This window comes from Enterocloster clostridioformis (assembly GCF_020297485.1).
GTDB classification, from domain to species: domain Bacteria; phylum Bacillota; class Clostridia; order Lachnospirales; family Lachnospiraceae; genus Enterocloster; species Enterocloster clostridioformis.
In genome coordinates, this window is sequence record NZ_JAIWZC010000001.1 from 3,272,607 (window position 1) to 3,296,079 (window position 23,473).

Annotated in this window: 22 protein-coding genes and 2 tRNA genes; 5 read left to right on the forward strand and 19 right to left on the reverse strand. The window is 50.2% G+C overall.

Annotation, left to right across the window (positions count from 1 at the left end; all coding sequences use genetic code 11):
* Positions 1-85: 85 nt before the first annotated feature.
* The 6 genes from LA360_RS16575 to LA360_RS16600 all read right to left on the reverse strand — a co-directional run bounded on the left by LA360_RS16575 (position 86) and on the right by LA360_RS16600 (position 8,062).
* Positions 86-1,519 (reverse strand): LysM peptidoglycan-binding domain-containing protein, encoded by a 1,434-nt coding sequence (locus tag LA360_RS16575; RefSeq protein WP_022202583.1) that lies wholly within the window; start codon positions 1,517-1,519, stop codon positions 86-88.
* 59 nt (positions 1,520-1,578) lie between these two features.
* Positions 1,579-2,088: a spore protease YyaC gene (yyaC, locus tag LA360_RS16580; protein WP_002566873.1), complete on the reverse strand. Its 510-nt coding sequence runs from the start codon at positions 2,086-2,088 to the stop codon at positions 1,579-1,581.
* 326 nt (positions 2,089-2,414) lie between these two features.
* Positions 2,415-3,338: a sugar phosphate nucleotidyltransferase gene (locus LA360_RS16585; RefSeq protein ID WP_022202584.1), complete on the reverse strand. Its 924-nt coding sequence runs from the start codon at positions 3,336-3,338 to the stop codon at positions 2,415-2,417.
* Between the two features lie 50 nt (positions 3,339-3,388).
* On the reverse strand, positions 3,389-4,699 hold the full coding sequence (locus tag LA360_RS16590) for a M20 family metallopeptidase (protein WP_022202585.1): 1,311 nt from the start codon (positions 4,697-4,699) through the stop codon (positions 3,389-3,391).
* Positions 4,700-4,731: 32 nt separating this feature from the next.
* Entirely contained in the window at positions 4,732-5,775 is a 1,044-nt protein-coding gene (locus LA360_RS16595; RefSeq protein WP_022202586.1) for a ribonucleotide-diphosphate reductase subunit beta, read from the reverse strand.
* Between the two features lie 40 nt (positions 5,776-5,815).
* Positions 5,816-8,062, reverse strand: coding sequence for a ribonucleoside-diphosphate reductase subunit alpha (locus LA360_RS16600; RefSeq protein WP_170321178.1), 2,247 nt, complete (start codon positions 8,060-8,062; stop codon positions 5,816-5,818).
* A gap of 328 nt (positions 8,063-8,390) precedes the next feature.
* Here LA360_RS16600 and LA360_RS16605 point away from each other — a divergent pair, with 328 nt between their 5' ends.
* Complete coding sequence (locus LA360_RS16605; RefSeq protein WP_112481407.1) at positions 8,391-9,254, forward strand: YitT family protein; 864 nt, start codon at positions 8,391-8,393, stop codon at positions 9,252-9,254.
* A 97-nt stretch (positions 9,255-9,351) separates the two neighbouring features.
* Here LA360_RS16605 and LA360_RS16610 read toward each other — a convergent pair whose 3' ends face one another.
* From LA360_RS16610 to LA360_RS16620, 3 genes are read right to left on the reverse strand one after another with little or no spacing between them, the layout of a single operon-like run.
* Positions 9,352-10,527, reverse strand: a complete 1,176-nt coding sequence (locus LA360_RS16610) for an alginate O-acetyltransferase AlgX-related protein (protein ID WP_022202589.1) — start codon at positions 10,525-10,527, stop codon at positions 9,352-9,354.
* Between the two features lie 14 nt (positions 10,528-10,541).
* Complete coding sequence (locus LA360_RS16615) at positions 10,542-12,089, reverse strand: MBOAT family O-acyltransferase (RefSeq protein WP_112481408.1); 1,548 nt, start codon at positions 12,087-12,089, stop codon at positions 10,542-10,544.
* Positions 12,079-12,372 (reverse strand): hypothetical protein, encoded by a 294-nt coding sequence (locus LA360_RS16620; RefSeq protein WP_057572465.1) that lies wholly within the window; start codon positions 12,370-12,372, stop codon positions 12,079-12,081. The genes LA360_RS16615 and LA360_RS16620 overlap by 11 nt, the downstream gene beginning before the upstream one ends.
* 114 nt (positions 12,373-12,486) lie before the next feature.
* On the opposite strand from LA360_RS16620, the gene rpoN reads away from it, so the two are divergent.
* The 3 genes from rpoN (at position 12,487) to LA360_RS16635 (ending at position 14,241) form a co-directional block, all read left to right on the forward strand.
* The gene (gene rpoN, locus LA360_RS16625) at positions 12,487-13,872 is read left to right on the forward strand and encodes an RNA polymerase factor sigma-54 (protein WP_022202591.1); all 1,386 of its coding nucleotides are present in this window, start codon (positions 12,487-12,489) and stop codon (positions 13,870-13,872) included.
* A gap of 198 nt (positions 13,873-14,070) precedes the next feature.
* A tRNA-Phe gene (locus LA360_RS16630) sits at positions 14,071-14,143 on the forward strand.
* Between the two features lie 27 nt (positions 14,144-14,170).
* Positions 14,171-14,241: transfer RNA gene (locus tag LA360_RS16635), tRNA-Gly, on the forward strand.
* 122 nt (positions 14,242-14,363) lie between these two features.
* Here the strand turns inward: LA360_RS16635 and ltrA are convergent.
* Entirely contained in the window at positions 14,364-15,779 is a 1,416-nt protein-coding gene (ltrA, locus tag LA360_RS16640) for a group II intron reverse transcriptase/maturase (protein WP_166433694.1), read from the reverse strand.
* A 221-nt stretch (positions 15,780-16,000) separates the two neighbouring features.
* Here ltrA and LA360_RS16645 point away from each other — a divergent pair, with 221 nt between their 5' ends.
* The gene (locus tag LA360_RS16645; protein WP_146774916.1) at positions 16,001-16,189 is read left to right on the forward strand and encodes a hypothetical protein; all 189 of its coding nucleotides are present in this window, start codon (positions 16,001-16,003) and stop codon (positions 16,187-16,189) included.
* Positions 16,190-16,263: 74 nt separating this feature from the next.
* On the opposite strand, the gene LA360_RS16650 is transcribed toward LA360_RS16645, so the two are convergent.
* The 9 genes from LA360_RS16650 to LA360_RS16690 all read right to left on the reverse strand — a co-directional run bounded on the left by LA360_RS16650 (position 16,264) and on the right by LA360_RS16690 (position 23,431).
* Positions 16,264-16,911, reverse strand: a complete 648-nt coding sequence (locus LA360_RS16650) for a class II aldolase/adducin family protein (protein ID WP_022201472.1) — start codon at positions 16,909-16,911, stop codon at positions 16,264-16,266.
* A 104-nt stretch (positions 16,912-17,015) separates the two neighbouring features.
* Entirely contained in the window at positions 17,016-18,104 is a 1,089-nt protein-coding gene (locus LA360_RS16655) for a sugar ABC transporter substrate-binding protein (RefSeq protein WP_022201471.1), read from the reverse strand.
* Between the two features lie 48 nt (positions 18,105-18,152).
* A complete protein-coding gene (locus LA360_RS16660) occupies positions 18,153-19,118 on the reverse strand; it encodes an ABC transporter permease (protein ID WP_002586881.1) in 966 nt (321 codons plus the stop codon).
* 2 nt (positions 19,119-19,120) lie between these two features.
* Complete coding sequence (locus LA360_RS30625; protein ID WP_225537585.1) at positions 19,121-19,267, reverse strand: hypothetical protein; 147 nt, start codon at positions 19,265-19,267, stop codon at positions 19,121-19,123.
* A gap of 106 nt (positions 19,268-19,373) precedes the next feature.
* Positions 19,374-20,159 carry a transposase gene (locus tag LA360_RS16670; protein WP_112481409.1) on the reverse strand — a complete coding sequence of 262 codons (786 nt, stop codon included), beginning with the start codon at positions 20,157-20,159 and terminating at the stop codon, positions 19,374-19,376.
* Positions 20,129-20,623 carry a helix-turn-helix domain-containing protein gene (locus LA360_RS16675; RefSeq protein WP_112481410.1) on the reverse strand — a complete coding sequence of 165 codons (495 nt, stop codon included), beginning with the start codon at positions 20,621-20,623 and terminating at the stop codon, positions 20,129-20,131. Before LA360_RS16675 ends, LA360_RS16670 begins: the two co-directional genes overlap by 31 nt.
* A gap of 73 nt (positions 20,624-20,696) precedes the next feature.
* The gene (locus LA360_RS16680) at positions 20,697-21,032 is read right to left on the reverse strand and encodes an ATP-binding cassette domain-containing protein (protein WP_022201280.1); all 336 of its coding nucleotides are present in this window, start codon (positions 21,030-21,032) and stop codon (positions 20,697-20,699) included.
* Positions 21,033-21,042: 10 nt separating this feature from the next.
* Positions 21,043-22,503 carry a rhamnulokinase gene (locus LA360_RS16685; RefSeq protein WP_174713903.1) on the reverse strand — a complete coding sequence of 487 codons (1,461 nt, stop codon included), beginning with the start codon at positions 22,501-22,503 and terminating at the stop codon, positions 21,043-21,045.
* 19 nt (positions 22,504-22,522) lie between these two features.
* Positions 22,523-23,431, reverse strand: coding sequence for a glycyl-radical enzyme activating protein (locus tag LA360_RS16690; protein ID WP_022201278.1), 909 nt, complete (start codon positions 23,429-23,431; stop codon positions 22,523-22,525).
* Positions 23,432-23,473 lie beyond the last annotated feature (42 nt).

Consider the following 23,473-nt stretch of genomic DNA (forward strand, 5'->3'; position numbering starts at 1 on the left):
TCGTCTTTTGCGTATATGCATTAGTATACAACAATTTTGGATAAAACGCATTATCTTTTTCCGCCAGAGGTTTCCAGGCATATGCTTACGGAACCAGAAGCTTTTGTCCCGCAAATATGCTGTTTTCATCTGTCAGGGAATTGACCCGGCAGATTTCATCTATATGCTGCAGATTATGATACAGCTTAAAGCAGATGCCATACAATGTCTCTCCGTCCGCCACGGTGTACACCTTGTAGCTGGCAGCGGACACAGTCTGGTCGTCAGCTTCCCCTCTGCCCCCGGTTGGCGGAAGTGTGGAATCATCGGCAGGAGCTTTTGTCTCCGCTGCCGCCTGGCTATGGCCGGATTCCGTCTGTTCATTTCCCTTTTTGGCTGAGTCAGTCTTGGACGCGTCCTGGCTGGATGCCTGGCCATTTTCCTGGCCTGATGCCGCCGCCTGGCCGCTTCCCTGGCCTGTCCCTGCCGTCTGACCGCTTCCCTGACCTGATGCCGTCTGACCATTTCCCTGGCCTGTCCCGCCCGCCTGGCCGCTATTTGGCGGTTCCAGGGTTTCCGGAGTCACCCTGGAAGGTTTCTCATCTCCATTCTCCGGTGACGGAGCCGTGGTGGGATATACCTTTCCCGATGCCTCCTCAATCACATAATCAGGCTGGTCCGCAGCGGACCAGCCCTTTCCGGAAGGATTCTCTGTACCGCCCTTTCCGGCAAACGCCATCAGGCCGTCCTTTATGTTTCCTTCCGGTACCACGGATGCAATCACGCTTTCCATCTGGTGCATTTTCTGATAGTTGTTGAACATAGCCACGCCGCCTGCCAGTACTGTGACAGCCAGTACACTGCAAAGGCCTGACAAAACTCCCACCGTGCTCCGGTGACGTCCTGCCTCCACCCTGCGCTCGTCCATTTTTTGCTTAAAATTCTGGATGACCTTATCATCCACTCCTGTTTCTGCTCTTGGCACATCCTTGCGCAGTATCATGTAATCCTGCATCATCTGATTCCGCTCATAATATATGCTGTATCCTCTTAATTTGTAAAATCCGTCGGAGGATGTTATGTAAACAGCTTCCTCGCCCTCCAGGCCGCAGTTCAGATACATGAGCTGGTTCTTTCCGGTAAAATACTGGCTGTGCTGCTTCCAATAGGTCAGGGGGCTTAAGGTACAGCCGGGTCCCGCGCAGAGGAACCATCCCTGGACCGTGCGCTTGGGAAACATCTGCTCCACATCCTGGTAGGCCTTTTTCCAGGCGTCCTCGGTGAATGCCACCTTTCCGCCTTCCTCGGTGACCGAATCCATTTCCAGGGCTCCATCCACAAAAACAAAAGGTATGTCTTCATGGGTCTCCCTGCTTCCCAAAAGCAGACCCACACGCAAATCAGCCCCCTTTGCCGGCTGGAGGCGTTTTAAATAAGTATTTACATAATCCTCCAGATATAACTTTAAGACCTGGTCCCTCTCACCTATCTGCCGGAAATTCTTCGGCAGCTTAGGGAAGGGTTCATATAATTCTCCCATAGAATCACCCCGCTGTTTTTAATCCAAACAAGCATAGCAGATTCCCGGCGCAGAATTTGTCATATTATGGCAGCATTTTCCCATAATCGTTCGACAAGAAAAATGCTTTCGCAAATACAGTCCGCCATTTTCATAACCATGGACAGACGCACGCTCTGCAGCATGACCGGGTCCCGGCTGCCCACTCCGCCCACTATTCCGGTTATGGCTATGTCCCCCACGGCCTGCAGCTCCTTGGATACTCCCAATCCCGGCTGAAGCGCTCCCCGGCCCAGGGTCGCGTATCCCACATGGTCCAGACTTCCCACCGAAGCATCAATGGCAACCACCACATAATCCGGATAGTGAAGCCGTATATACCTGGCGTACAAATCCAGGTTCATGGCATGGACTGGCTTGTCAAGTGTTCCGATGACCGCCGCTCCCTTAAGCCGCCGGCTGCGGAGCATATGTCCCACCAGAGGGCCCAGACTGTCTCCGGTGGACCGGTCTGTGCCGATACACAGGAACATGATGCCATCCTTTCCCTTGGCCGCCATCTCCTCCCTGATAAGCCGGTCCAGGTGCATGGCAAAACCCTCCGTTTCAAAACCTTCTGATGTATTATAATAAGATATGTCTTCCCGTTTTTGTACGTTAAATGTCTTCCATAATTTCATAGCTAAGTTGTCCACCCAAACATGTTATAATCATCGCCCGGCTTAAGTGGGCTGTTTTTATAGTATAGGCTTGGGTATTTGAAATTATGCATGAAAAAAGGACACACGGATTGACAGTATCCGCATGTCCCTGTCTGCCTGACAGCCATATCGTGGCTGGACCAGGACCTATTGGGCCATTTTAGCCAGGCAGTTATTTGTTTTATACCGCTTATATCTTCAGGTTATAAAACCCCTTATCCAAATAGCTTCTCCTCATAAACCCCCGACTCAATCAGCCCTCTGATGGCATCTGTCACGGCCTGTTTATCTTCCCTGTAGGTAACGCCAAACCATTTATCCGGGGTGTCAAGGACGGTCACTCTCGCCTTCTTATTCTGTACCAGATTGTCTATGATTTTAGGAAGCAGGTATTCTGATTTAATATCCCCTTCCTTCAGACTGTCCAAAAATACAGGGAATCCCTTCTCCAGCTCCTGGATGAAGCTGGCCGGAAGCCCCCACATATTCATGGAAACAGGCTGGGACGGGCTGATGGTCACAGGCGCACCGCTCTCGTTCGTGGCATGGAGTCCGTCTTCCTTCATCTGGATATTATAAGTTTCTGTCACGTTCGTCAAAAATCCATCTCCATCCACCTGGCACACGCCTCTGGTGACTGTGCCGTTGTCGCTCAGGGTGTTGGACAGCACAAACCCCCCCATGCAGATATCATATATCTCAGACTGTGAATCCATATGCTCCGCCATGTAATCATGAATCCTGCGAAATCCTTCTCGTCCATAGTAGTCATCCGCATTAATCACAAGGAATGGTCCGTCTACCATACCTTTCACGGAAAGGACCGCCTGGCCCGTACCCCATGGTTTGGTTCTTCCGGGTGTCACTTCATAGCCGGCCGGAAGGTCTTGCAGTTCCTGGTATGCGTATTCCACCGGAAGGAGCTTCTCTATCCTGTGTCCGATGATTTCCTTAAAATCCTTTTCCAGATCTCTCCTGATTATGAATATTACCTTATTAAATCCCGCTTCCATGGCATCGTGGATTGAATAATCCATGATAATCTCGCCGCCTGGCCCCACAGGCTCCAGCTGCTTGATGCCGCCTCCAAAGCGGCTTCCGATACCGGCTGCCATGATTACCAATGCAGTATCTTTCATCCTTAACTTCTCCTTTGATTTAAACTGGTTACACTATAGCACATTTGACCTTAAAAAGCAAAGGGAAAGAATGCCTCCTGCCGTGCCAGTTCAGTCAGAACACGTCTGCACCGGCACACATCCTCATACGGCACGTACTCATTGGGCTTATGGGCCAGCTCCAGGCTGCCGGGACCGTAGGACATGCAGTTGCGGTTGCCCAGGGTTCCCGCAATGACTGCTGTATCTGTGTAGCCGTTAAAGGAACCGATATATGTGTCCTCCCCCGTCACACGATCGCAGACAGATTTAAGGCTGGCCAGGAGCCGGGAACCGCTGTCCTTTTCCACATAGGGACGGTCACCTGTGACGGTGTAACTGCCCCTGACTCCCGCAATCTCGGCTTCCGCCGCCTTTACAGCTTCCTCTACTATATTTTTCGCAGCCGCTGTGTCCGTAGGCGGCACCAGACGCATGTCAATCCATACCTTACAGGAATCCGGCACAACATAGGGACGGTATCCCCCTGTTATCTGTCCAAAGGTCACCGTAGACATACCCAGATCTTCATGAACCGGGCAGCTTCCAATGGCCTTGCGGATATGGCAGACTGCCTCTGCCATGGCGGCAATGGCATCAGCGCCCTTCCACGGATTGCTGGCATGGGCCGTGATTCCCTGCATGGTCAACTCAAACCAGGTCCTGCCCTTATGGGCTACCTGAATCTGCCCGTCCGTTGGCTCCGTGTCTAAAATCCAGTCTTCCCGGCCTACCCAGCCGTCCCGGATAGCACATTCCACTCCCCGCATGAAATCTTCCTCGTCCACGGTTCCGATAAATACAAAAGGCCGCACCGGAAGCTCTCCTGTACTTCCGGCCAGCTCCGCCATGTCTGAAAATGCAGACAAAGCACAGGCCAGGCCTGACTTCATGTCACAGGCCCCTCTTCCGTACAGGCGGTCTTCCTTTACCACTGCTCCCAGGGCCGGGGTATCTTCCTCCCATCCCTCTCCCAGCATCACCGTATCCATGTGGCATATGTACACAAGGGAAGACGCCGCAGCTTCTTCTCTCCCTGGTATGCGGGCCATAAGATTAAAGCGGCCCGGCATTACTTCCTTTTGAATCAGTTCAATCCGGTTCTTAAGCGCTCCTGCCTTTTCCTCTATCTCCTCTGTAAGCCATTCATATATCCACTGTTCAATTTGGCTCTCATAGGCTCCCGGGTCAGAGCTGTCAATCTGTACCAGCTGGCCTGCCAGCTCCCAGGTCCTGCGGTCCCCTTCTTCTACTGTCACGTTTTCGCTCCTCCTGTCAATCATATGGTTGGATACCAGGCGTCTGATACTGTTTCTGGTACTGCTTCTGATACTGCTTCTCATGCCGGTATCCCTGCCCCATTATACCCCCATATCTATAAATCATCAACAATGGCGGCACTTTTTGCGTAAGCCGTGCTCTTTGCCTCAAAAAAGTCTGTTTTCACCATATTTGCATTGGAATACTGGTTAACCCATTTCATGGATTCCGGCTCCTCGTCATCCCCCTCATACAAGGTGCCGAAGCCCAGCCCGCTCCAGCGCAGGTTTCCCAGGTACCGTATGTAGTCCGTAACCATTTCGCTGGTCAGACCCGGGACATCATCGCCAATCACATAGCTCCCCCACTTGATTTCCTGCGCCACGCCTTCCTCCAGCATGGACTTAAGCATACCCACCATCTCCGGCGTGAATAACTGCGGCTCCTCTTTCCTGAGCTCCCCAATCATGTTGCGAAACAGCCACAAATGGGTATTCTCGTCCCGGTTGATATAGCGGATTTCCTGGACGCTTCCGGGCATCTTTCCGCCCCTTCCCAGGTTATAAAAAAACATGAACCCGCTGTAAAAATAGATGCCCTCCAGGATATAGTTTGCCATAATGACCCTGAGAAGGGTCACATCGTCCTTCCTCTCCTGGAATTCATTATACAGATTTCCAATAAATGTATTGCGGCGCAGAAGGTGTTCATCCTCCTTCCACTGGTACAATATCCTGTCCCGCTCCACCGGGCTGCAGATGGAATCCAGCATATAGCTGTAGCTCTGGCTGTGCACCGCCTCCTGGAATCCCTGAATCGTAAGGCACAGATTTACCTCATTGGCTGTGATATACTGGGCAATGCAGGGCAGGTTGGCTGTCTGGATGGAATCTAAGAACACCAGAAAGCTCAGTATCTTATCATAGGCAGTCCTCTCCGGAGCCGTCAGGTTCTTATAATCCTTTAAGTCCGCGCTGAGGTTGATTTCCTCCGGAATCCAGAAATTATTCATGGCCTGGCGGTACCAGCTGCTGGCCCAGGTGTATTTCATATTATTAAAGTCGTTGAGATTGGTGGTGTTTCCGCCTATCATCCTCCTGCTGTTTTTATCCGTGTCGCCCTGAGGGTTAAACAGGGGCTTGGCCGATAATATACTCATATCAAATATCCTTTCTTAATATATACCTTTCAAAAACCGCTTAGCTGGAACAGCTTTCACACTCCTCCACCTCTAAAGACTTGCTGCGCACATAGTACAGGGTCTTTACGCCGCTCTCCCAGGCCAGTATATAGAGGTTCAGCAGCTGGCGCATGGTGTAATCATTGGTAATGTACAGGTTCACGCTCTGGGCCTGGTCAATGTGCCTCTGGCGCACGCCTGCGGCCCGCACCGTCCAGGTCTGGTCCATGGTGTATCCGCTTTTATACAGCCAGAAGGTCCGTGGTGTCAGGTCCGGGGCAACCCTGGGCAGTATGGCGTTCTTTTTCTCTTCCAGATAAAACCGCTTCATCACGGGGTCCAGGCCAGCCGTTGTACCGGAAAGTATGCTGGTGCTGCTGGTAGGCGCCACAGCCAGAAGATAGGCGTTGCGCATTCCATACTCCGCCACCTGTTCCGCCAGCGATTTCCATTCCCCGCTCACAAGCCCGCGCTTCTCAAAGTATGCTCCTGTCTGCCATTCGCTTCCCTCAAAATACCGGTAACGTCCCTTCTCCGCCGCCAGATTGGCGCTGGCCCTGACAGCCGCGTAATGAATCCGCTCAAACACCCGGTCCGCAAAGGCCAGATGCTCCCCGCTCTCCCACCGGATGCCGTGCTTTGCCAGCATATGGTGGTAACCGCTGACTCCCAGGCCGATTCCCCTGTAATTCCGGTTGGTGATTCCGGCATAGGCCAGCGGATAAAAATTCAGGTCAATCACATTATCCAGGGCCCTCACGGCACTGGCAACAATATGCTCCACTTCGCCCGGATCATCCACATCAATGGCCCCCAGGCAGAGGCTGGCCAGGTTACAGACCACAAAATCTCCCGGCCGTGTGGTCTGGACCACCGTGGTCTCCCCATTTACCTCCAGCACCTGAGTCGATACACTTTCTATGGGAGACATGTTCTGGGCAATCTCGGTGCACAGGTTGGAACAGTATATGATGCCCCGGTGGCTGTTGGGATTGGCCCTGTTTACCGTATCCCGGTTAAAGATAAAGGGTGTGCCTGTCTCCACCGCGGACTTGATAATCAGGCGCACCACATCCTTTAACAGCACGGTGCGCTTGGATATCCTGTCATCCTCCACACAGTCCAGATACCGTTCCTCCCACAGCTCCCCGTAACAGTCCTCCAGGCAGTATCCCTTTACGGTCTGAATCTCGTGGGGGCACATCAGATGCCAGTTCTGGTCCAGATTCTCCTTAGCCATCCTCCAGAACAAATCAGGAAAACACACGGCCGGGAAAATGTCATGGGCCTTCATGCGGTCGTCCCCGTTATTAGTCCGAAGCTGAAGGAACTCCGGCAGATCCTTGTGCCAGGCGTCCAGATAAACCGCCGCAGCGCCCTGGCGCATGCCCAGCTGATCCACTGCCACAGCCGTATCGTTCACCAGCTTAATCCAGCGGATTACGCCTCCGGCTGCCCCCTCAAAGCCCCGGATCCTGCTTCCCGCAGCCCTGACCTTTCCGAAATACAAGCCCATGCCCCCGCCGAATTTGCTGACCTGGGCAAAGTTGTCCACACTTCTGTAAATTCCTTCCAGACTGTCGGGCACAGTGTCAATAAAACAGCTGGAAAGCTGATGATACGGCTTCCTGGCATTGGACAGGGTGGGGGTGGCCATGGTTACCTGCATCCGGCTGAGCATATCGTAAAACCGGCGCACCCATTTTATCCTGCACGCCTTATCTTCCTTCATGGCCAGGTGCAGGGCAATGCCCAGATACATTTCCTGGGGCGTCTCTAACGGATGATGGCTGTGGTCCTGGATCACATACCGCTTAAGGAGCAAATCCAGTCCCGCATAGGTAAAGAGCTTATTTCTCTCATCATCCAGAAATCCTTCCGCCTCCTCTATCTCCTCCCGGCCGTAATGCTTCAGAATATAATCACCATATAATCCCTGGTCTGTCAGATATGAAATCTTTTCATAGAGCCCCCTGATTCCCAGCCCCCTGAGCTGTTCCTCCATCTCACAGGCAAAACGGCAGTACCGCAGCCTGGCCGCTGCAAATTCCCACATAGGTGCTTCCTTGGAAGTCAGTTCCGCCGCGGAACGAATCAGGGCTTCCATGCCCTCCGCAGGTTCCATCCCCTGCTTGTGAAAGGATCGGTACCTTTCAAACAGGCGCTCCAGCCCGTATCCCTCCCCCTGAAAATCCCTTCCGATTCCTTCCAGGCATTGTTCCAGCCCTTTATAGTCCAAATCTATATCCACTTTCCTTTTCGCCATGATGACCTTTTGCTCTCCTTCTCTAATTCCTGACATCCGTGCATTCCTTTTCCAGATGTCACGCCCACCATTATAAACCATATATATAGTGGTTACAAGCTGTTTTTGCGCCACCTATACCCCAAATACTGTATTCTCCTTTATTCACAAGGCTTTCCCGGCTACAGTTATATACTTGTGGCTGTTTCAACAAAAAATGTGATTGCACTTGTAGTAGTTTCAGCCTATTATATGGATGGAACAACAATGAATACGTGACCTTCAGGCCACAAAGGGGGTAAACTTTCCGCGTATCCGTTACTCGGTTCATACAAGGGAAGCAGAGATTATGAGCGAGATAAAAAGTCCATTTTGGCACACGGCAGCCGAATATGGCATCATTACAGTAAGCATCTGGATTATGGTGGTTGGAATCTACTTTTTCAAGTTTCCCAATCATTTTGCATTCGGAGGCGTTACAGGCTTTTCCACGGTAGTAAGTGAAATCAGCCGTTGGTCCGCCAGTGACTTCACATTTATTGTGAACACCTCTCTGCTGGTATTAGGGTTCATTTTCCTGGGTAAGGGGTTTGGAATAAAGACCGTTTATGCAAGTATGGTCATGTCCATCAGCCTTTCCCTGCTGGAACGTGTCTGTCCTTTAAGCAGGCCGCTGACAACCGAACCTCTGCTGGAACTGCTGTTCGCCATTTTCCTGCCGGCAGTGGGCACAGCCATCCTCTTTAATCTGGGCGCTTCCAGCGGCGGTACAGATATCATCGCCATGATACTTAAGAAATATACCAGTCTTAACATAGGAACCGTCCTCATGCTGGTGGATGTGGCGGCCGCGGCCTCCTCATTTTTCATCTTCGGACCTGAGACAGGGCTGTTCTCCACCATCGGCCTGGCGGCCAAATCCCTGGTCATTGACGATGTGATTGAGAATCTGAATCTGTGCAAATGCTTTAATATTATCTGTGACGACCCGGAGCCGATCTGCGACTATATCATCAACACGCTGCACCGCAGCGCCACGGTATACCATGCAGAGGGAGCGTTTACCCATCATGAAAAGACGGTAATCATGACCACCATGAAACGCAGCCAGGCATTAAAGCTGCGCAACTATATCCGCGCCATTGAGCCCACCGCCTTCATGCTGATATCCAACTCCAGCGAAATCATCGGAAAAGGATTCCTGGCCGGGTAAGCTTAGCTGCGCTCTTCCATATCATATATAATAATAACGGCAGCACAATCCGGTTGACCCCAATCAGATTCGCTGCCGTTTTTCCATTCCGCCCGTTTCAGTCACCGGTTAATTCCATCCCGTATCCAATGGTCCCCAGGCGTTCCAGCAGTCCAAACATATAATCCGTATACCGTTCCGCCACCTCAATCACCACTGCATCCGGCCGAAGCTCAAGGGCGGCTGCCCCGCAGTCCTCTGTCCGGTAATCCATCAGCGTCACGTCCGGGTAGTTCCTGGCAAAGTACTCAGCCATGTGTACCCCGAAGGAATCCCTGCATATAAGGATTTTTTCTGCCTTCCCCTCTGCGTCTGAGGAGTAGTGGGTAATGGTCTCATGTTCATTCTGGTAATCCATTTCAAAGGACACATCCTCCCTGTAGCCTGACACCTTGAGGAACGGATCATCGTCATAGTACTTTTGAAGATTCAGCATGGTTGCAAGGTCCCCGCTGAAGGTTCCCCTGTTTTCAATATCATAAGAGCGGTATGATTCCGGGCCGAACGGCTCCCCGTCTATATCCTGTATCACCATCCGGGACGCCATAAATGCTCCCATATCATTCCAATGGGTATCGTACTTCCTGTATATCTGGCACCAGTCATCCTTGGCCTTCCTGAACTCATCCAGGGGATAGTACACATCGCAGTCCGTATTCTCCTTCAGATATGCGTACAGCAAATCCGCCTTGGACTGTTCCTGAACCACTTTCACGGAGGAGGGCATAAACTCACTGTACACCTGCTCCTTGTTTGGAACCATATAGAAAACCAGCTTCGTCCCTCCGGAAGCCAGGTTTTCATCGGCCTGCTTAAGCAGCGCGGCAAACCGTTCCAGATCCTCTTCACTGTAGCGATTGGTTCCCTGGTAGTCCGCAATGCTGTCCTCCATTTCCCCCTTCAGCTTATAGAACATCCATCCGTCCTTTCCCATAAGCACGGCATCGGATGTAACCTCCCCAAACACGTGGATGTCCGCCAGTTTTCCGAAGGCCACAATGGGATTCTTAAAGGCCAGATGGTCATTAAAGTAGGCGTCATACTGACCCGGATAGGATTTAAGGTCCGCCGCCCTGAGATTCCTGAAATTAAGAACCGGCTTTTCCTGGTAAATCCGGTTTTCGTAATTCTCCGTATCCACATAGTCCTTTAGAGGTACGAACAGGAGTCTGGGAAGTATCATCATCCCCAGGAACATGCCTGCAAATATATATGCTTTTGCGCGTTGTCTCACCTGCATCCTCCTCTCTAAAACCGGAAATAAATAAACGGATTATAGGTGCTGCCCACAGCCATCACAATCGAGTAGGCGAACAGCAATATAAGTCCCAGGCCTTCAGACAGGTAAATGTTCCTGCCGTCCTGCATATGTTTCCTGAAACAGGGGACCAGGGCCTGAAACGGGCCGCACAGCATCATTCCAATCACCATATAGACTATGGTCTTATGGCTCATATACATGGCCGTATCATATATCCCCGGCCGCAGAAGAAACATCTGCCCAAGCAGCATGAGTCCTCTGGTAAGCGAATCCGCCCGGAACATGGTCCATCCCACCACGGTAACGAAGAACATATAAATATAGCTGACAGCGGCAGGCAGCCTATCCAGCCGCCGCTTTAAAAACAGCCGTTCCGCCACCTGAAGGCAGCCGTAATACATTCCCCACGCAATGAAGGACAGGCCGGCGCCATGCCAGAATCCGGTACAAAGAAACACGATCATCAGATTGCGGCAGGTGACCAGCGTCCCCCTCCTGCTTCCGCCCAGAGGAATATAGAGGTAGTCCTTAAACCAGCCGGAAAGAGAAATATGCCATCTGCGCCAGAACTCTCCCACGGTTCTGGCCAGATACGGATAATTGAAATTCTCTGTCAGCTCAAAGCCCAGCATTTTGCCAAGGCCCACCGCCATATCCGAATAACCTGAAAAATCAAAATAAATCTGAAGTGTATACAGGATTCCCGCGTACCATCCCAAACCTCCGCTAATCTGGTCCATGGGATTGGCCAGAACCTTGTCCACCACGCTTCCGAACTGGTTGGCAAGTATAACCTTCTTGCCCAGTCCGTAGATAAACCGCCTGGCTCCGCAGGCAAACAGCTCAGGCGTCACATGACGGTTTCTGATACATGCCCCCATCCCCTGATAACGCTCAATAGGTCCCTGTATCATCTTAGGGAAAAAGGACATGTAAAGTCCCAGGTTCAGCAGGTTTCTCTCGGCCCGTATGGTCCCACGGTACACATCCGCCCCATAAGAGATCATCTGAAAAGTGTAAAATGAGATGCCCACCGGCAGCAGCAGGTTCTTTGGCTCCATCACGGTGCCTCCCGCCAGCTTATTTACCAGGCCGGTCAGGAAATCGAAGTATTTAAAATACCCCAGAAACCCCAGGTTCACCGCAACCAGCGCCACAAGGAGCAGCTTATCCGGGGTGATGAGCGTCTGCTTAGAGGCGCCGGAAGTGGTCTGCCTGTCTGACATGGCAGCGTCCCCGGCTGCCCCCGCATCAGCTCCGGCTGTCCCCGCGTCAGCTCCGGCTGTCCCCGCGTCAGCTCCGGCTGTCCCCGCGTCATGCCCTCTGCCCCGCACAGCCTCCATCCCCATGGCGCCTGCGTAATTCACTGCCAGTGACAAAAGGAGAAGCCATATATACTCCTGTTCCCCCCACGCGTAGAAAATAAAGCTCATTGCCAGCAGAAACAGGTTGCTTAACCGGATTGGCAGCACCAGATTGACCACCAGCACAAAGGGCAGGAACAGCCATAAAAATATCATGGAACTAAATAGCATGAAATATTTTCCTTCCTGAATTCATTCTTCCGTCCGCAGGATCCCGGAAAATGCCCTGGAAATGCCCTGCAAAACATCGGCATCCGTTTCCGTCCATTTCCCTGCGGTGGACCATGGCGATATTATAACATGCCTCCACGGGTTTTAAAAGGCTGATTTGCATGGCCATCTGTCCGGGCGCTGCCTGGCTCCTGTTTACACGCAGCTGCTTTCTTGCTAACTTTAAACAGACTTTAAATAGCCCCTTTAAATGTCCAAGTGCATCATTGTACCAAAAGGCCATCTGTGTTATAATTATCTCATTAAAATTTCCCCGGGCGGACCGGAAACATTTTTTGTCTCATACTGCCCGGCTGCAATCATCACCTTATGAGATATCACGAAAGAAGGAAGTGTTATGGACCTAAAATTACAGGTAAAACAGACCCAGACTTTGTCACAGCGGATGATTCAGTCAGCTGAGATTCTTCAGATGACTTCTCAGGAGCTGAATACTTATATCAATGAACTGGCATTGGAAAACCCGGTAATCGACATTGTGGAGCCGCCCACGGCACAAGAACAGCGCGAGTCCATCGAACAGCAGGAATGGCTTAATTCTTTCAATGAGGAGAATTACTATCTGTACCAGCGCCAGAATAATGACGATGACTACGACTTTAAATCCAGCTGGAATATAAACACGGACGACGGAGAGACCCTTCAGGACTATCTGTGGTCCCAGCTCATCACGGAAAACTTCACGGACCAGGAAACGGAAATCATTAAGTTCATGCTGGAATGTCTCGACAACAAGGGCTATCTGGAAGAGAGCATAGAGACCATTGCCTCCTACTTTGGGACCGATACCGAGCTTGTGGAAGATCTTCTGTCCGACCTCCAGGCTCTGGACCCCTCCGGCGTCTGCGCGCGTTCACTGGAGGAATGCCTGAAGCTGCAGCTGGAACGCAGGAATATGCTGACCCCGGTACTGGAATCCATCATTGACAACTGCCTGGAAATGGTTGCCAAGAACCAGATTCCGGCCATTGCCAGGAAGCTGCGCCTCTCTCCCGCTGAAACCGCCGGTTACTGTCAGATTATTAAATCCCTGAATCCAAAGCCGGGCGTATCCTTCAGCAGCAGGGACCAGCTCCGCTATATTATACCGGATGTGACCATTGTAAAATTCAAGGACCATTTTGACATACTGCTGAACGAATCCATGTATCCCACCATTGAGCTTAACAGCTACTACCGCCAGATGAACCAGAATCCGGAGTCCTCCGAACTGAAGGAGTATCTGGGCAATAAAATCCGGCAGGCCGAGTGGGTGAAGCAGTGTGTGACCCAGCGCGGAAAGACACTTATGCAGGTATCCCGGGCCATCCTGGAACACCAGGAGGAATTCTTTACCTTTGGGCCTGCCCATCTGAGTCCATTAAGGCTGGCAGATATCGCCCAGGAACTGGACATCCATGAATCCACTGTCAGCAGAGCTGTCAGCAAGAAATACCTTCAGTGTTCCTGGGGCGTATACCCTATGAACTACTTCTTCTCGCGCAGCGTGGCTGTCCAGGAAAGCAGCGGCAATGAAAACGGCGCCCAATCCGTGACTGCCGCGGATATCAAACGGGTGCTCCGGGAAATCATAGAGGAAGAAAACAAAAAGAAGCCTTACAGCGACCGCCTCCTGGGTGAAAAGCTGGCAGAACGCGGCATATCCATCTCCCGCCGGACCGTTGCCAAATACAGGGAAGATGAAGGCATTGCGGATGCCAGCGGGCGTAAGGAGTATGTGTAGCAAAATATTCTCAGAGACATGGCCGGTCTGCCATGTCTTTTTGTTTCCCCCAAATACGCAGGAACGAATTAAGTTTATTTTACGCAAAAATCATCTTGACAATGTCGGAGAAATCTTGTAAAATTGTTGATGTCGCTGATGGAGCAGAGCTTGTAAGGATAGCGGCTGATGATTCCTGCTTGTTTCAGATAGGCAAATGCCCAGATAGCTCAGTTGGTAGAGCAGAGGACTGAAAATCCTCGTGTCGTTGGTTCGATTCCGACTTTGGGCACTGACCGTGTGACAGAACGGTCGTCACGCAGGTGTAGTTCAATGGTAGAACACTAGCCTTCCAAGCTAGATACGTGGGTTCGATTCCCATCACCTGCTCTGTAAATGCAAAAAGCCTTGGAGAGGCTTTTTTTGCTTACCCGATGTTCATAACAATCGGATAGGGGAGATTTTAACCTCCCCTTCCACACCACGTAGCGTACCGTTCGGTACTACGCGGTTCAATAGTTTACTCGGACTTTCAGATAGTGGGCAGTCATATCGGGATAACCAAGTCTGTCCACTATGATTCTTTTGGTGAGTGCCGAGTTGAGCATTCCCGCCGCTCTCCACACTCCCTTTCGGCAGTTCGCCATCTCATGCACCTTCCACTCTGGTAAATGTAACGCCCGCAACATTTTATATCTTGTGCGTACCTTCTTCCATTGTTTCCAGTACACCGCTCGGATTCTGTGGCGCAGCCACTCATCCGTCTGTTCCATCAGGCTTTTCATGTCTGCATATCGATAATAGTTAATCCATCCCCTTGCATAGCTTCGGCGTTTTTCTTCCCTCTCCTGATTGCTCCATTTGTTCCCTCTGGTTGTCAGCTCCCGTATCCGGTTCTTCATTTTTGCCACCGACTTCGGGTGTATCCTCATGCGGCATTTCCCTTTATGCCGGTAAAAGCCGTAGCCCAGGTATTTTATCTTGCTGACGTGGCTCACTGTCGTTTTCTGAAGATTGACTTTCAGAAACACTTTTCCTGTGATGAATGGCACAATGTTTTCCATCGTCCTCTCTGCGCTTTTCCTGCTTTTGCACAGAATCAGGCAGTCATCCGCATACCTCACATACTTGTGTCCCCTGCGCTCCAGTTCCTTGTCCAACTCATTCAGCATGACATTTCCACATAAGGGACTTAGCGGGCCTCCCTGCGGCACGCCCTCGGTCGTTGCGTGAAATCCTCCGTCCTCCATTACTCCGGCTTTCAGGTACTTGTGTATCAGCGAGATTACCCTCCCGTCCTTCACCGTCCTCGACAGCACCTCTATCAGCTTGCTGTGGTTCACCGTGTCAAAGTAGGATTGTAAATCCATGCTGACCACGTAGACATATCCTTCGTTGATATATTTCCTACATCTTTCCAGTGCGTCATGCGCCCCTCTGCCGGGACGGAATCCGATGCTGTTGTCAGAGAACTGTTCTTCATATAAGGGAGTCAGTTCCTGTGCGATTGCCTGTTGGATTACCCTGTCTACCACTGTGGGTATCCCCAGTTTCCTTGTTTTTCCTTTCTCCTCTTTGGGTATTTCTACCCTTCGGACTGGGTTTGGCTTGTATTTGCCTTCCCTCACCTGCTCGACCAATTCGGACTGGTGTTCTCTCAGGTAGGGTAGAAGTTCATCCACCTGCATTCCGTCAATCCCACCAACGCCTTTGTTCGTTTTGACCTTCTTATAGGCGGCATTTAGATTGTCGCTTCTAAGAATCGTATCTAGCAGGTTGTCCGTCCGAAAGTCCGTGTTGGTGTCGGGGTTCCCGGTAATCCTTTCATGGGCGTACTCTCCTGTTTCCCTTCCCTGTTCCGCAGGTATCTCTCGCAGGTAGTCCTCAATATGAAGTTGTCTGTACTTAATTCCATGTCCGGTTTCCATTTGGTAACGACACCTCCTACTGTTCAGTCCTTCCCGGTGCGTTTGCGACCGCCCGGTACTATGACCTCTGCTGACTTCTCACGGCAGGCTTTACTCCGTGACAGCGAATGTTTTATCGCCACTTTCACGTCCGTGAGACCTCCCCGGGTACTCACACGTTCTTTCCCACTTATACCTGCCCCGTTTACTGCTGGCGTTCCGTGCAGTTATTGGACTTTAGTTTGTTAGGCAACCTCATCCACGCTTCACAGCCTATCCGGACAACTTTTACAGGCCAGTGGTTTGCCTCCGGCTTCCTTCAGACCCCACCTCACGATGACGCCCTTGCCATTGGCTGCACCCTTCCCACTGCCGGGCGGGTCAGGGACTTTCACCCGTTAGAACGTGCGCCCGCCGGGCGCACCCAGTAAAAGGCAGCAGAGAAATGCACTGCTGCCTTTTATGTTTCTTATTCTTTTATGTTCCCATTCTCTCTTATAACCCGCTATTTACCCTGTCCATAATGATTTTTGGCAAAGTCCTTCATCGCCGCTACATTTTCAGGGGATATCCCTGCCGGTTTTCCGCCTGTGGCTTCAATCATGTAAAGAATTCTGGCTGTTGCCTCCAGGACGGTTGCCACTTTAAACGCTGCGTCCATACTCTCCCCCACGCAGACAGCTCCATGGGAATGCAGAAGACAGGAATTTGCTTCCTTTCCCAATGCCTTTTCACACTCAGCCGCCAGTTTTTCAGAACCGGGCAGTGCATACTGTGTACATTTGCAGGTGTCTCCCATGGCCTGGGCTGCCTCATCTATTATCAGAGGAATGTCCTTACCCTGAGTGGCGTATACCATGGAATACATGGGATGGGTATGGATGACTGCGTTTACCTCTTCTCTGTTTCTGTAGACAGCCAGGTGCAGCCCTGTCTCAATGGTCGGTTTCCTGTGCCCTTCCACGATTGTTCCGTCCAGCCTGCAGACCACTACATCGTCTTCTGCAATGGTGCTGTATTTCATGGCGCTGGGCGTCAGGTATACCAGCCCGGTCTCAGGATCGCGGATACTGATATTTCCCCATGTCTCAACAGTAAGGCCTGAATTCTCCAGCTTTTTCCCGCTCTCTACAATACATTTTTTAAAGTCCATTTCTGCCTCTCATTCCGCTGCTGCCGGCAGCTCTCATTTTATTATGGCCTGGAGTATGTTCGGATCCCATATGAAAAATCCTTTGCAAGACTCCAACCCTGCTCCTACTCAAAGGTTTTTAAGTAATCCTTAAACTCACCTACATTGTCCTTTGTGATAACTTCCGTTCCGGTGTCAATATAGGATTCTGCTTCGCCGCCATCAAATATTTTAAGCATATTATCCACACCCAGTTTTCCCATTTCAGCCGGATACTGTGCCACGGTTGCCAGGAATTCCCCGTTTTCCACCAGGTTCAGCGCTTCGCTGACAGCATCAAATCCGATAATCTGAATCTGCTCCTGCATATTAGCTTCCTTGATGGCTCTTAATGCTCCGATACCCATATTGTCGTTGCAGCAGAAGAAAAGTTCAACATCCGGATTAGCGCTTATGATATTCTGGGCAGCTGTATATCCCTGGTCCACTTCCCAGTTTGCTGTCTGTTCAGCCACAACGGTTACCGTATTCCCGGCTCCTTCTATAAATCCATTGTAACGGTCCGCTGCATTGGTCTGTCCTTCAATCCCCTTAAGTATGGCTGTCTTTGTTCCCTGCTCAAAGTTTTTCGCCACATATTCACCTGCCAGTTTGGCGCCTTCGTAGTTATTGGTTCCATAAAACGGGATATCCAGGCCCACATTGGCAAGGCTCTCATCGGTCAGCTTTGTATCCAGATTGATGATAGGGATGCCTGCTTCCTTACATTTTGTAAGAGCGGATTCCAAACCATCAGAAGAGCTGGGAACCAGCAGGATTCCGTCCACCTTGTTGGCAATCATATTTTCAATAATGCCAAGCTGCGCATCAGCGCTGGCATGCTGATCTCCGGCCTGGACCTCAATCTTGACGTGCTTTGCCTCTGCTTCCACTTTGGCGCCGTTGGCCAGGGTAATATGATATTCGTTGTTTAAAGTCATCCCCACAAATCCAATCGTCTTATCCTCATAGCTGCCTGATGCTGCTTCGGCGCTGCTTTCTTCGTCCCTTCCGCTTTCCCCAGTAGTATCCGCGGTCCGGACCTCCGTTTTTTGTTCCTTGGCTGTCTCCGGCGCAGTCTCCTTCGGAGTGCCGCCGCATCCGCTTAGCACCGCTGACGTCATAAACGTGCTCATTGCCAATGCCATCACTGTTGCCGTCATGTTTCGCTTCATAATCAATTTCCTCCTTTTATTTGCAAATACTTAATGTATTTAGCTCTCCTACTCGCTTTGGCGTTCTTTCTTCTTATCCGCAAACACTGCGGCTATGATGACGATGCCCGTGACAATGGTCTGGTAATAGGTGGCAACATTCATAATCTGGAGCCCGCAGGTCAGGGTGCTGAGAATGATGGCTCCCACCAATGTATTTCCAATCTTCCCTTTTCCGCCTGATAAAGAAATTCCTCCGATGACCGCGGAAGCTATGGCGTTCATTTCATAACCAGAGCCGGCATTTGGGTCTGCATATGTAAGACGTGACAAAAGCATGATGCCTCCAATGGCAGCAAATATGCCGCTTAAAACATATACCATAAGCACGGTTCTGTTTACATTGATCCCTGAAAGCCTGGCGGCGCAGATATTGCCGCCCGCGGAATAGACATGTCTTCCAAACTTTGTATATGCCATGACAAAAATAATGACTGCGTAGAACACAAACACATATATGACAGATACCGGAACAGTCCCAAGCACCTTTGAAGCCATCAGACTTCCCAGTCCCTTAGGAAAACTGGATATGGGCTGTCCTCCGTTAATCAGAAGCGCTAATCCCCTGGCAATCTGCATGGCTCCCAGCGTCACGATGAAAGGCGGCACCTTTCCGTAACTGACCAGGCAGCCATTGACCAGACCAAAGGCGGCTCCTGCCGCTATACACAAAATTCCCATGGCAATTAAGGGCATGCCTGCCTTCAAAATCAGTCCCCCAAATATACCCACAAATCCCACGATGGACCCAACGCTTAAATCAATTCCGCCTGTGACAATGACCAGAGAGGCGCCGATTGCAATTATGGAAATAATGCTGGCCTGGGTAATAATATTGAACATATTATTAAGGGTCAGAAAATTCTTTCCCATCATGCTGCAGATTACTGCAAATACAATAAAAATAACAACCAGTCCAATATATAAAGTCAAGGCCGGCAGCTTTGCCTTAACACCATCTTTGTAGCTCTCCATACCTATATTCCTCCCTGCATCGCATATTTTAATATGGTTTCCTGCGTCAAATCCGGGGCATTGTCCAGTATGGCCTCCAGGACGCCTTCCCGCATAACCGCAACCCGGTCGCACATCTTAAGCACTTCCACAAGGTCAGAAGATATCATAATAATAGAGGCCCCCTGATTGACCAGGTCATACATAATATTGTATATTTCGTCGCGTGCCCCCCACGTCAATTCCTCTAGTACAGCATTGCTTAAATATCAGTGATTAAATTACTAATGGTATCCCGGCATATGTCCACTTAAATGGGTGTGCTGTAAGATTGTATTGTTCAATAAAGCGCAGGATGCTTGCTTCCAGTTCTTCTATTGATAGGTAGCTTTTCCGCTTCAGCAGCTTCCGGTTAATGATGCCAAACCATATCTCAATCTGGTTCATCCAGGAACTGTGTTTCGGAGTATAGACAAAGCGGATCCGGTGGGAAGGGTCATGCAGGAAATCCGCTCGGCTTTCCATACTTTTAAGGATCCCTGTTTTCCCTTTTTTGCCCAGTTCCACGCCAAGGGCACAGGCTTCTGCCACAAAGCGGACAAGGGCTTCCGATTTATGGGTGTTTAGGCCATCGCATATAAATGTCCATGGGGCTTGCGGGTCTGTCCCTACCAATGCTTTCACGGCTTCCACAAAATCCTCTTCTGTGCGTGTGGAGTTTAAATACGGCATTTCCATACGGCCCGTTGCAACATCAAAGAACCCGATGAGGCTGGTCGTGCCATGGCGGATATACTCAAACTCCATTTTGGCGCACTGGCCGGGTAATGGGAGCTTGTCAGGATATTTATGTTCCAGCGCTTGTACCCCGGTCATTTCATCCGTGGAAACAATGTGTGCACCTTCCCGGCTTTGTTCCTGGGCACTCTGGTACAGGCCGCAGATTTCGTTTACTTTCCGCGCAAAAGATTCCGGGGCTTCCGTCTTTTCCGAAGAATGAAGCCGGTAACGGATTTTGTGGGGATGTAAATCTACCTCATTTTTAAAAAACGGCTGACAGATTTCTCAGAAATCTGTTCAGCGATCCCCTGCTTTTTAATTTCTGCCACTAACAGCGGGAGGCTCCACTGGCTTACTTCGTACCCAAAATCATTTGGGCTGCTGCAGGCAAGGCCGATGATCCGCATGATCTGGTCCGGCGTAAAAACAGACGGGGCACCGGGGCGTTTTTTATCGGACAGGACTGCCCGTATCTCATCTTCAAGCTTTTTCGGGTCGTCCATTTCAATCCTCCGCAAGGCTGGGAGCGCCGCGAGGAACCGACTGCGCCAGGTGGCAACATTATTATAATGAAGCCCGACCTGTGGTGCAATATTCTGGTTGAGTTCCCCCTGTGACGCAAGCAGGACAATGCTGGCTCTTTTGACCAGTCCTGACGGAAGGGAGCGGCTTTTTGAAAAAGCAGATAATATGTTTTTCATGGCATCAGATAAAACCGGGATAGTATCAATTGTTTTCCTTCGCATAATAACACATCCATTCTTTAGTGATAGAATTATTATGCACCGACTACAATAAAAAAGCAACGTCTATTCATTATTATTTTGGCAATGCTGTACTAGTGGGTTCATCAAATATATATACATCTGCATTGGAATACAGCCACTTTGCGATAACCACCTTCTGCTGGTTCCCTCCGGACAGGTTCCTGGCCTCCGTGAGATGTGTATGGGTCTTAATCCGCAGGCTCTTGATGTAATCCTTTGCGCGATCCGCCATCTCCTTTTTGCGGATGAACGGTTTGGCCAGCTGCTTTAAATTGGGCAGTGCAATGTTATCCATGACGGAGTGCATAAGCACCAGCCCCTCATCCTTCCTGTCCTCGCTCAGATAGACGATTCCCTTTTCAATATTTCTGGACAGGTTGTTGGACAATGTTTCACCCTTATAGTTTTTGATACCGTTTCAACGCTTCACCGGAATCTTTCCCGCGGCAATAAGTTGTACTCTCAATGCCCTTTCCCAAAAGGCTCCTGATTTCCCTCACTGTCAGATCAGGTTCAAAATACTTGAGCTGGGCTCCCAGGTTTCCCAGGGACGTACTCTCTTTCCCCCCTGTCACTACCCTTTTACCCGCTGCATCCGCCGTCATCTGACATAACCTTGCATTCCGTGAGCCTCCGCCTACCATATAGACAGTGTCCTTTTTCTTTCCGCTGATTTCCTCCAGGTCTTGTATCACCGAGGCAAAGCTCAGCGCCATGGAGTTTTGAAAACCGCATATGATTGTACCCCAGTCTTTTTCTCCGGAAGCCTGACCGGTCTTAACAAAATAATTCCAAATCTCGTCAGACATATGTACAGGATTAAAAAAACTGGTATCGTTCACAGGGAACAGCGGTACTATCCCCTCATGGCGGTCACCAAGGCTGTTAAGCTCTTCCCAGCCAATGTTCCCATGTTCCCCTTCATATTCCTCCTTAATGCGTTGGATGATAAACATACCAGCACTGTTACGCAGCAGGGTGATTTTATTAAATGCCCCTATTTCGTTGGTCAGGCATCTCTTTCTCACTTCTTCATTCACGATTGGCTCCTCTAACTCCATGCCGATAAGCGCCCAGGTCCCTGTGCTGACAAACAGAAATTCATCCTCCTCTGCCGGAATCGCCAGGACAGCGGCAGCTGTATCATGGGACGGCACGCAAATTACCGGTACATCATACGATATGCCCAGAATTTCCTTTACATTAGAATGAAGCATGCCAATGGCCGTACCGTGTTTCCCAATGGCGGCAAACAGATCGGAGGGTATTTCCATCGTCCTCAATACTTCTTCACTGAGCTCCCTTTTTCTGGCATCCATCAGCTGGGTCGTGGACAATTCGCTGGGCTCATTCACCATACAGCCAGTAAAGAGATAGTTTAAGATATCCGGAATCATGAGAAGCTTATGGCCGCAGAAAACAATGGACTGCATTTTCTCCATCATTCCCTTTATCATATTGACCGAATTAATCTTATCGCACAGGATTCCCGTCTGCCCGAACAGATATGTCCTCTGCTCCTCAGACATCTGTTCCAGAACCTCTGCCCCTATGCCGTTCCTGTATGACAATGGATTCTGAATCATAAGCCCCTGTTTGTCAAACAGTGCAAAATCCACTCCCCATGTACAGATACCGATTGAGTGGATGGTTCCGGCCCGCTTTACCGCCTCTTTTAACCCCTCTAATAATTTTTGGTAAATCATCAGTATATCCCAATAAAAATACTGATGAACCCTGACCATATAATTTGGTATCCGGGAAATGACTTCTGTGGTTATTTGTTCCCCGTCATACACTCCCAGAATAACCCTGCATGACGAATTACCGCAGTCAAACGCTACCATATTCCGCTTCATCAACACCCCTGCCCCTCTCCTATTGAATTTTTATCTCCAGACCAAACCCTTCCGCCCGCTGTACAAGGAATGATAAGTCCGCCTTCTTAAGGGACGGCATATTCCCCATCTCATACGCCCGTCCTAACCCCTGATATTTGGGCAGCCCCAGCCTGTGATAAGGAAGAAATACAATCTCGGATATATGATTTAAACTCTTAATGTACCTGAAAAAACCATTGATGGACGCCTCATCATCATTGCAGCCCGGAATATAGGGATATCTGACTGACAGTTCCCCGTTGTAATGACCGCACAGCCATTCCAGATTGCTGAGTATCAGGGTATTGTCCACACCTGTCAGCTCCTTATGCTTCTCAGAATCAATCTGTTTGAAGTCATAATATATATAATCAACACGCCCGTTTATGTCTTCCAATGCCTTTTGGGGGACATGCCCGCATGTTTCAACCAGGGTATTATAACCTCTCCGGTGCATCTGCTCTCCAATAGCCCCAATAATTTCACTGTAATATAATGGCTCTCCTCCGCTGAATGTAACGCCGCCGCCGGACATTCCATAATATTGCCGGTCCTTCAGTATCTCAGCAAGAAGCTCATCCTCGTTGTATTTTCTGCCCATTATCTCCCTGGCGTCCGCATAGCACTCCCTGATGCATACACCGCATTGCCTGCACTTACTCTGGTCTGTAATATATCCGTAACCTTCCTTGTAACTTATGGCTTTTTCCGGACACAAAACACTGCATCTTGCGCAGCTGATACAAACATTTGTCTTCACCAGAACCTCTGTCCCAGCTCTCTGGGATTCGGGGTTTGCACACCATCTGCAGCGGAGGGAACAGCCCTTTAAAAATACTACGGTGCGGATACCGCGGCCATCCTCTGTCGCATACCGTTCTATATTAAATACATTGCAACCCCCCATGTTTGTGATTCCCCCTATTCATCATCCGCCGTTTCACTCACC

Coding starts and splice junctions, on each gene's coding strand:
- LA360_RS16675 (WP_112481410.1), bottom strand. CDS start 20,623: ATGCGAAGGAAAACAATTGATACTATCCCGGTTTTATCTGATGCCATG.
- LA360_RS16655 (WP_022201471.1), bottom strand. CDS start 18,104: ATGAAGCGAAACATGACGGCAACAGTGATGGCATTGGCAATGAGCACG.
- LA360_RS16690 (WP_022201278.1), bottom strand. CDS start 23,431: ATGGGGGGTTGCAATGTATTTAATATAGAACGGTATGCGACAGAGGAT.
- ltrA (WP_166433694.1), bottom strand. CDS start 15,779: ATGGAAACCGGACATGGAATTAAGTACAGACAACTTCATATTGAGGAC.
- LA360_RS16660 (WP_002586881.1), bottom strand. CDS start 19,118: ATGGAGAGCTACAAAGATGGTGTTAAGGCAAAGCTGCCGGCCTTGACT.
- LA360_RS16575 (WP_022202583.1), bottom strand. CDS start 1,519: ATGGGAGAATTATATGAACCCTTCCCTAAGCTGCCGAAGAATTTCCGG.
- LA360_RS16595 (WP_022202586.1), bottom strand. CDS start 5,775: ATGAGTATATTATCGGCCAAGCCCCTGTTTAACCCTCAGGGCGACACG.
- LA360_RS16585 (WP_022202584.1), bottom strand. CDS start 3,338: ATGAAAGATACTGCATTGGTAATCATGGCAGCCGGTATCGGAAGCCGC.
- LA360_RS16600 (WP_170321178.1), bottom strand. CDS start 8,062: ATGGCGAAAAGGAAAGTGGATATAGATTTGGACTATAAAGGGCTGGAA.
- LA360_RS16605 (WP_112481407.1), top strand. CDS start 8,391: ATGAGCGAGATAAAAAGTCCATTTTGGCACACGGCAGCCGAATATGGC.
- LA360_RS16590 (WP_022202585.1), bottom strand. CDS start 4,699: ATGAGAAGCAGTATCAGAAGCAGTACCAGAAACAGTATCAGACGCCTG.
- yyaC (WP_002566873.1), bottom strand. CDS start 2,088: ATGCACCTGGACCGGCTTATCAGGGAGGAGATGGCGGCCAAGGGAAAG.
- rpoN (WP_022202591.1), top strand. CDS start 12,487: ATGGACCTAAAATTACAGGTAAAACAGACCCAGACTTTGTCACAGCGG.
- LA360_RS16620 (WP_057572465.1), bottom strand. CDS start 12,372: ATGGCCTTTTGGTACAATGATGCACTTGGACATTTAAAGGGGCTATTT.
- LA360_RS16615 (WP_112481408.1), bottom strand. CDS start 12,089: ATGCTATTTAGTTCCATGATATTTTTATGGCTGTTCCTGCCCTTTGTG.
- LA360_RS16650 (WP_022201472.1), bottom strand. CDS start 16,911: ATGGACTTTAAAAAATGTATTGTAGAGAGCGGGAAAAAGCTGGAGAAT.
- LA360_RS16685 (WP_174713903.1), bottom strand. CDS start 22,503: ATGAAGCGGAATATGGTAGCGTTTGACTGCGGTAATTCGTCATGCAGG.
- LA360_RS30625 (WP_225537585.1), bottom strand. CDS start 19,267: ATGATATCTTCTGACCTTGTGGAAGTGCTTAAGATGTGCGACCGGGTT.